The sequence below is a fragment of the Isoptericola sp. NPDC057391 genome (assembly GCF_042668085.1).
GTDB lineage: Bacteria > Actinomycetota > Actinomycetes > Actinomycetales > Cellulomonadaceae > Isoptericola.
Genome location: NZ_JBHVBO010000027.1, coordinates 26299 through 34788 on the forward strand (window position 1 = coordinate 26299; position 8490 = coordinate 34788).

General features: G+C 68.5%; 6 protein-coding genes. 1 reads left to right on the forward strand and 5 read right to left on the reverse strand.

The genetic code is table 11. The features are described from left to right. The first annotated feature begins 33 nt into the window (after positions 1 to 33). Positions 34 to 1554, forward strand: a complete 1521-nt coding sequence (locus tag ACFUVW_RS06240; RefSeq protein WP_430570483.1) for a hypothetical protein — start codon at positions 34 to 36, stop codon at positions 1552 to 1554. Between the two features lie 87 nt (positions 1555 to 1641). On the opposite strand, the gene ACFUVW_RS06245 is transcribed toward ACFUVW_RS06240, so the two are convergent. From ACFUVW_RS06245 to ACFUVW_RS06265, 5 genes are read right to left on the reverse strand one after another with little or no spacing between them, the layout of a single operon-like run. Continuing rightward, positions 1642 to 3729, reverse strand: coding sequence for a glycosyltransferase (locus ACFUVW_RS06245; protein ID WP_430570484.1), 2088 nt, complete (start codon positions 3727 to 3729; stop codon positions 1642 to 1644). After that, positions 3726 to 4070, reverse strand: coding sequence for a hypothetical protein (locus ACFUVW_RS06250; protein WP_430570485.1), 345 nt, complete (start codon positions 4068 to 4070; stop codon positions 3726 to 3728). Before ACFUVW_RS06250 ends, ACFUVW_RS06245 begins: the two co-directional genes overlap by 4 nt. Next, on the reverse strand, positions 4067 to 5053 hold the full coding sequence (locus ACFUVW_RS06255) for a glycosyltransferase family 2 protein (RefSeq protein WP_430570486.1): 987 nt from the start codon (positions 5051 to 5053) through the stop codon (positions 4067 to 4069). The genes ACFUVW_RS06250 and ACFUVW_RS06255 overlap by 4 nt, the downstream gene beginning before the upstream one ends. Next, positions 5050 to 6327 carry a UDP-N-acetyl-D-mannosamine dehydrogenase gene (gene wecC / locus ACFUVW_RS06260; RefSeq protein ID WP_430570487.1) on the reverse strand — a complete coding sequence of 426 codons (1278 nt, stop codon included), beginning with the start codon at positions 6325 to 6327 and terminating at the stop codon, positions 5050 to 5052. The genes ACFUVW_RS06255 and wecC overlap by 4 nt, the downstream gene beginning before the upstream one ends. A 13-nt stretch (positions 6328 to 6340) precedes the next feature. Beyond that, positions 6341 to 8233: a glycosyltransferase gene (locus ACFUVW_RS06265; protein WP_430570488.1), complete on the reverse strand. Its 1893-nt coding sequence runs from the start codon at positions 8231 to 8233 to the stop codon at positions 6341 to 6343. Positions 8234 to 8490 lie beyond the last annotated feature (257 nt).

The window sequence follows — 8490 nt, forward strand, 5'->3', positions numbered from 1 at the left end:
TGGCGTCGGTGCTCTTCCCGACGAAGGACCACTGTGATCGATTCCGTCCACATCTGTATCGGCGCACCGTCCGCTGGTGTCGACCGCCTCCACGCAGCCCTGGAGCGACAGCCACGAGTCTTCGTCCCACCAATCCGCGAAGTGCGATTCTGGCATGATGGCAGGACGGCCGAGGAGGCCCAGCGCGCCGAGGACGATGCCTGGCAGCGCCCCCTGAAGGAGGACCAGAAGGCATGGCTGGAGAGATGGCGACCGATCTCCGCTGGCACACGGACCGCCCCTGAGTCCTATTTGTCCCTCATGCGCACACCGGGGCGTCCCAGCGTGGACTTCTCCCCCACGTACGCCCTCGCTGGCCGGTCACTCGCGGAGACCATGCATAAATTTCTCCCTGCGGACAGCAAGATCGTCTACCTAGTCGCAGAGCCTATCGAGCGCGCCACCGCCGACCTGCGCCACAGGTTCCACCACATTGGCGGGTTCCGCGGCCGTGCGGCGCCTGGCACAGTGGAGACGTGGCTCGACCGCCCCGATCTCCGGGCAGCTGCGGACTACGCCAACATCATCCGCGACTGGTCGGACGCCTTTGGGCCGCGGTTCCGATGGTTCGACGCGACGCCGACGGCCCGTGGAGATCACGACCTCGTCCAGGAAGTAGCCGACTTTCTCGGGTTCCAGCTCGAGAACTTGCCCGGTGCCGAGCCGAGCATCACGTCGCCGCAAGATCTCGCCCCGTCGTACACTGCTCGCGAGCGCGCCGCTGTTGCGCGCGCCGTCCGATCGCACGCCGAGGCGTTCTCTCAAATCGCGCCGACAACGAGTGCCGATTGGCTCAGGACCGTAACTGAGGCAGAAGCCGCCGCTCCTGCGGAGCCCGCGGTGCGGGACACAACGCCGAGAGTGGACGCCCTGATGCGTATGACAGAGAGCCTGGGCGACAACTGCGAGTACGGGTTCTGGCAGCGTCACCGGGCATACGAGCCTTCGAGCTTGTTCCGGTGGGCCATCACCCCCATCGAGTCTCTTGCCGAGTTCCTCGCGAACCCCACCTCGCTCTATGCTCTCGAAGATCTGACCCCTCACTCGCCTGGAATGGTCGCTGACCGGCGCAGCGGCTTCAAGTTCCATTCAAAGCTTGTCGAGCGCACGAACGCCGGCAAACTCACTCTCCTGCACGATGCTGAGGAACGCGACCGCGTGCACCGCGAGGAGAAGTCGAAGATTGACTTCCTCCATCGACGATTCCTGGACCAGCTCGAGCACCAGCCTGCCGTCTATCTAGTTAAGTGCAACACCGGGATTAACGGAGAGCACGTGCTCCGTGTCCGCGACCTGCTCCGTGCATACAATCCTGAGCACTGGCTGCTGTGGGTGGGGACCGGTGAGCAAGCCGGAGTATCCGAGATCGAAGACAACCTCCTCTACGCCGAGCTCGAACGCTTCGCGCGCTATGTGCAGGCGGATGATTACGTTGAGGGTGGCTGGACGCGACTCATGTACGACCTCGCGGAAGTCCCCGGGGTCGCCAAGCTGATTGACCGTATGGCGCCGTAGCCGAAGCCGATCACTCGCTCTGCCGCGCCGGGCAGGCACCCCGACGACCCTCGCACGGTACCGCCGTCTTCTGGGTGCGGTCTGCCGTCACGAGCCCATGCCAAGGATCGAACGTGCAAATTTGGACGCGATCTTCTTCGGAGGCTTCCGGTCGGCGAACTCCCGGGCGGCACGCCGCGCCTCATCGCTCCGCAATGTCACCGTCGCCCGCTCGAGCGCCGCGGCCAGGCTCGGTGCAGAACCGGCCTCGAAGAACTCCACGAAGGGCGCTCCGTCCAGCTCCTTGAGCTGACCGAGCTTCGGTGCCACCAGTGGTAGCCCGAAGGTCGTCGCGAGCATCAGGCTGCCGGAGTTGAGAATGTTCTCGTACGGGAGCACCAGGTAGTCGGCCGCTCGAAGGAATACGTGCAGCTCGGCGTCGTCGATGAAGCGAACGTGCGCCACGACTCGCGGGAGCTCCTCCATCCGTGCGACGACGGAACGGTTCATGGTGTTCCCTAGCCCGCCGGCGACGTCCAGCCGTAGGCGTGCGTCGGCCGCGGCGGCGATCTCGAACGCGTCCAGGAGCAGCGGTACACCCTTGTATGGCCGGATGCCGCCGAAGAACAGCACCGAGACGTCGTCGTCCTGCATCGAGAGGCGCGTCCTTGCAGCGCCACGGTCGAGCAGCTCGGGATAGCACCCGTCGAACGACGGATGCTCGACGACCACCACCTTCTCGGCCGGAATCTGATACAGGTCGCGGGTCTCGGCGAGGGTCGCCGGCGTCATGACATGGACGACGTCGGCGATGTCCGCGACGAACTGGCTCAGCTCGATCTCGAGGAATCGGTACGTCAGCTCGTGCGCGAGGGTGTTGTGCACGGTCCAGACGATCCGCACTCCGCGATAGACCAGGTCGTTCATCTCCCGCTTGAACCTGTCGAGGCGATAGAACGCTTCTTGGAGGTTCCGGCCCGGCTGCACGATCCCGTTGAGCCAATGCAGGTGCAGAACCTGCCCGTCAAGGCGACGCCCGTCGTGACCGTCCCGCGCCACAGGGCCGTTGAAGATGTCCCGGCGGGGCACGGCGACCGCCCCGAACTGCGACAGTGCACCGTAGAGCAGGGTCTGGTACGGGTTCGTCGACGAGTAGTCCGGAAAGAAGTTCACGACCGTCGAGGCGCGACGCACTCGTTCGTCTCGTGCCTCCACGGCAGCGCGCGCGAGGGCCTCGAACGTCTCGGCACGGCAGGCGAAGGAGTGCTCACGCACCACCCGATCGTGGAGGTCCTTCGCCAACGTGTCGTACTCGCCGGCCGACGCACGGCCGATGATCTCCTCCAGCTCGGCTGACGAGCGATAGACGGGAACGTCACCCAGGCCGGCCTCCGCAAGCCCGAGGCCAGAATTCACCACCACTAGCGAACCGCATGCGAGCGCCTCGAACAGTCTGCTATTGAGATTTCCGTGGTCGAGCGAGTTGTCCTGCATGTCATCGATGGTCACCCGTGCCCCTCGATAGACCGAGGGAACGTCGAAGTACTCCAGCTCGCCACGATGGATGCCGCTCAGTGCCTCATGACCCGATCGGTCGACGCCGTACCAGTCGACGGCGATCTCCTGCTCCGAAAGATGCAGCAACGCCTCGTGGACCACGCGATGCCCACCCCAGTGATTGGCCGTGCTCACGGCGGCGACCGCCCTCGGACCGCCGCCGTCGAAGAACAGGTCCGGATCGAAACCGATCCGGCAGACTCCTGTCGGCCCGTCATAGTGACGCTCGATCTCACGCCTGCTCAGCTCGGACGAGGTGACCACGGAGTCACAGAGCGTCAGCGCCGGCGTCGTCACCCAGTCGTCGGTCCGGTTCCGGACCCAGGCGATGACGGCAGGCCCGCCGGGGATCCTGTCGATCTCCGTCCCCGCGACCATCGCGACAACGACGGTGTCCTGGGAGCGGCTTCGGTACCAGTCCCCGACGCCCGAAAGCCGCACTCCGTGGCCCCGAGCGGCTAACGCGCGCCCCAACCCGGCCGCGACGAACAGGTCCCCCCGGCCGTGAGTAAAGTCTGCCGTCGAGACGAGGAAGTCGAAGGTCAGCCCGTCCTGCGAGGTCGGCTCGATGCCCGAGACCAGTGCCTCGAATGCCTGGACCACCTCGTCACGCTGCGCGGAAGACACCGCCGCCGTCACCCGACCTTCTGGTCATAGCCACGGATACTCCGAAAGCGCCGCCAGACCCGATGTGCTGGGCCGTAGAGCGGCGACCCCTCGAGCCGCTCGACCTGCCGCTTGTATCGCGAAAGCTGCTTGATCTCCGCCTTCGCGCGCGCGAGCGCTGCCGAGTCGGCTGCCGGCGCTCCCTTGAGCGCTTCCATCGCCTGCGCGGCGCGACGCTGCTCCACCAGGTACTGCGCGCGCTCCTGGCGGATCAACCGCTCGAGGGACGCGATCCTGTCCCTTGCCGCTGCCAGCTCGTCCTCGAGGGCACGGATCCGCCCACCGTCCACGATTTCCTGCTCGTCCCTGCTCATCGTCCCCACCCGGCAACTCCCTCGACTGCGTAACTCCCGAGTTCCTCGCACTGCCCCACGACGCCGTCCCGTCCGTGCTCTTTTGCGAGCCGGACGACGTCGTCGAAGACCGCGGTCAGCGCGGGGGCGCGCACGGAGATCTTGTTCGCCCACGGCTCGAGGAAGGTTTCGTCAAGATCGTCGTACGCGCGGACGACTGCATCGTCGCCGGGGTCGTGACGCGCCGCAAAGACTGCGCGGTTGCGCGTCATGTAGTAGACGTACGCACGCGACGGGACCAGGGACGTCGACCTCCGGTAGTGGTGCGCACGCACGTCCCTGTCTACGACGCAGGCCCAGCCGCGGCGAGCCGCGAGGAGCGCGTGCTCGGTCTCCTCGAAGTAGAGGAAGTACTCCTCTGGGATCAGGCCGACATCCTCCAGCATCCGCCGGCGAAGCAGTACACAGGCGCCAGTGACGTAGTCGACCTCGGCGATTCCGGTCGGCGCCCCGTCCACATGCACCCCGCCGGCTGCGTGTCTCGTCGCGCCGCCCCGAGACCAGTCCACCCGGCCCCCGTCCGATTGCACCGTCATCGGGCTCGACCCACCATGAACCAGCCGTGGCCCCACGAAGCCCGCGTCTCCGATCCGTCGCGCCGTCCGGACGAGCCCTTCCACGGTCCCCGTCTCTACTCGTGCGTCCGGGTTGACCACGAGCACGTAGTCCACGCCTGCGTCGAGGAGGAACTCGATGCCACGGTTGTTGCCGGCCGCGTACCCGACGTTCTCTCCTGTCGCCAGGTAGGAAATGGTCTCGGGGAGCCTCGATACGAGCGTTTGACGTTGTTCGGGGTCGGCGCTGTTGTCCACGACGACGACGTGCTGGTCGAGCCACGAGCTGCCCAAAAGCGACCCGACGGCGGCCACCGTGTCGTCCGGGGTTTCGTAGTTCAGCACCACCGTCCCGACCGTCGCCTTGAATGGCAGGAGACGTGTCGTCACCGCTCGACCTCCGAGCCGGCAGCATCGTTCCCCAACGTCACCCCACGCGTGTCGACGAGCCGAGGCAGCGCCGTCAGCAGGTCGCGGAAACCGCGGAACTCCGCATGGTCGACGAGCAGGACGGCGACATCGGCACCGTCGACCGCTGATGGCACATCACGTGCGAGAACCACCTGCCCTTTGAGGGCTTCGGAGGGGAGCTGGTTGACATGCGGCTCCACCACCCGAATCTCGGCGCCCGGCGCCTGCTCCGCGATCCGGCGGACCGCCTCGACCGCCGGCGACTCGCGCAGGTCGTCGATGTCCGCCTTGAACGCCAGGCCTAACGCGGCGATGGTCGGCCGCTCGATCCCGCGCACGGCGTCGAGGACCTGGTCCACGACCCACTGCGGCTTGTGGTCGTTCACCTCTCGAGCGGTGCGGATGAGCCGCGCCTGCTCGGGCGCGGCGTCGACGAGGAACCACGGGTCCACGGCGATGCAGTGCCCGCCCACGCCCGGGCCGGGCTGAAGGATGTTCACGCGCGGGTGGTGGTTGGCGAGCCGGATGAGCTCCCAGACGTCCACCCCGACCTTGTCGGCGATGAGCGAGAGCTCGTTGGCGAACGCGATGTTGACGTCGCGGAACGAGTTCTCGACCAGCTTGGCCATCTCCGCGGTGGTGGAGTCCGTGAGCAGGATCTCGCCCTGGCAGAAGGCGGTGTACAACTCCTTCGCCATCTCCGCCGCCTCGGGCGTGAGCCCACCGACGATGCGGTCGTTGGTGACCAGCTCGATCATCACGCGGCCAGGCAGCACGCGCTCCGGGCAGTGCGCCACGTGGATCCGCGGGCGACCGTCCGCGCCGTCGAGGGAGAGGTCGGGACGAGCCTCGAGGACCCACTCCGCCATCTTGCGGGTCGCACCGGGAGGTGACGTCGACTCGAGGATGAGGAGCTCGCCGCCCCGGAGGACGGGCGCGATGGCCTGGGCGGCACCCCGGATGTACGAGAGGTCGGGCTCGTGGTCACCGCGGAACGGCGTCGGCACGGCGACGATGAAGGCGTCCGCGGGCTCGGGGACGTCCGTCGCGCGCAAGGTGCCCTGCTGGACGGCGCCGGCGACATAGGTCGCCAGGTCCGGCTCCACGAACGGCACGTCTCCGCGGTTGACCGCCTCGACAGTCGAGGGGTTCACGTCCACGCCGATCACCTTGACGTCCTTGGACGCCAGGATGGCGGCGGTGGGGAGGCCGATATACCCCAACCCGATCACACCGACGGTGTTGATGCCCATCGCGATTCCTCGTTCAGACCAGGACGTGCCGGTCGGCACGCCCGTAGCAGATGACGTCACTGCTGGCGAGCAGCTCGGCGTCGGTGACGGTCCAGGTGTGCCGGCCCTCGCCGGAGCGCACCTGGACGAAGTTGAACCGGTCCGCGGAGTAGATCCGCGCACCTTCATCCACTGCCCTGTGCAGGAAGGCCGTGTCTTCCCCCCGCGGCGTGTCGCCGAAACGCACGCCCGTGGCAACCGAGCGGCGCGCGACGATCGTAGGGCCCATGACGAAGTCTGTGAACCGGTGTTCCCGGTCGGAAAAACGCAGAATCGTCGCGTCCTGGGCCTCGAGGTACATGTGGTGCGCCTGCTTCCCGACCACCTCGGCGCCGCTGTACTCCAGCGCGTACAGCTGGTCGGAGAGGTACTGCTCGCCGTACAGGTCGTCGTCGTCCAGCTTGGCGACGACGTCGCCGTCGGCGGCGTCCAGGAGCCGGTTGAGGCAGCCGCCGAGAGGCACGTCGGTGCCCGCGTGCAGCAGCAGCAGGTCCTCGACGCCGGCGTCCTTGGCGCGCCCGCGCAGGTCCGCCTCGTCCACCTCGAAGCCGTGCGTCAGCAGCGCGAGCTGCACCTGCACGCCGTCCTGCGCGCCGACGGTGCGCAGGACGTCGTCGAGCCGGTGGGGGCGGTTCGTGGACACGAGGGCCGTGACGCTCGGCCGCGGCACCTCCGCCGACGGCGCGAGGCCGACGTCGTGCAGGACGCGCTGCACGCGCGAGCCGTACGTGTGCTCGCGCCAGATCCGCCGCTGCCCGAGGTGGACGGCGCGGTCGCGCAGCTCGGGCGACCGCACGAGCGCGCGCACCGTGTCGGCGGCCTCGGCGCGCGTGGTGACGGCGAAGACCTCGTCGGCCGGGAAGAACTCCCCCGTCGCGGCGCTCGGCGCCGTCACGACCGGGGTGCCGCAGGCCGTGATCTCGAAGATCCGGCGCGCGCACATGCTCGGCGAGTCGACCACCGAGTTCACGTTGAGGAACGCCTTGTAGTCGCGGTACGCGGTGAGCATCTGCGGGTAGTCGAGCGACCCGACGACGCGCGACCCGAACGGCTCCGGGAACTCGTACTGGTCCCCCTGCCCGCGGAACCGCGAGAAGATCTCCAGCCCGGTGGCCATGCGCGGCGAGGCGTCGAGCGCGCCGCCGAGCAGCATCTCCGCCTGCTCCCGGCGCTCCGGGTACTTGTGCGCGAACCACGTGCCGGCGAACGCGACGTCGCGCCCCGGGCCGTCGCCGTGCGTGCGCACGGGGTTGTGGATCGCGGGCTGCGCGCCGAACTCCAGCACACCCACGCGGCCGTGGCCCAGCCGCTCGCGGTAGGCGTCGAGGCGCCCGACGTCGGTCGTGTAGACGTGGTCGAACAGGGCCGCCGTGTCCACGAAGTCCTCGAAGTGGACCGGGTCCTCCTTGTTCCAGAAGACCGTCGGGACGCCGCGCTCGCGGGCGCCGTCGAGCATCTCCACCAGCGCGGGCCGCGGGGCCGACGCCCCGGTGAGGTGGTACTGCCACGCCCCGCCGTTGCCGCGCCACGCGGACTCGACGAAGACCAGGTCCAGCCCGTCCAGCTGCTCGCGCCACGAGGACGGCTTGAGGAGCACCTGCTCCCACTCGTAGCCGAACGCGAGCCGCGAGAAGTCGTCCAGGATCACGCCGGCGCGCAGCGGGCGGGCCGGGTCGCGGCGCGGCATCGGCCACGGGTCGAAGGTCAGGCCGTCGCTCGTCATCCGGCCGGCGCCCGACGGCTGCTCCCCCGTCGCGCGGCGTCGGCGCAGGAACGTCCTCAGCTGCGCCACGCCGCCGTGCCGCAGGTGCCACAGGGCCTTGCGGGCGGTCGTCGACGACCACCGGCGGTCGGCTCGTGCGGGCATGCTCGTCAGTCCTCGGTCGGGGGCGCGGGCTTCTCGTCGGAGAAGGCTTCCCGGGCGCCGTCGAGTCCCAGCCCGACGGCCCGGGCAATCGTAGCGGCGGCCACCCCGTACACCGCACCGGATGACCACGGATCGGTCACGTTCAGCCGCGGAAATCCGCCACAACCGGGCAGAAGGCGCAGAACATTTCACCCGCTCACGACGACGGCCCCGCCCCGGGGGCGCGGGACGGGGCCGGGGCCGGCCGGGGGCGGCCG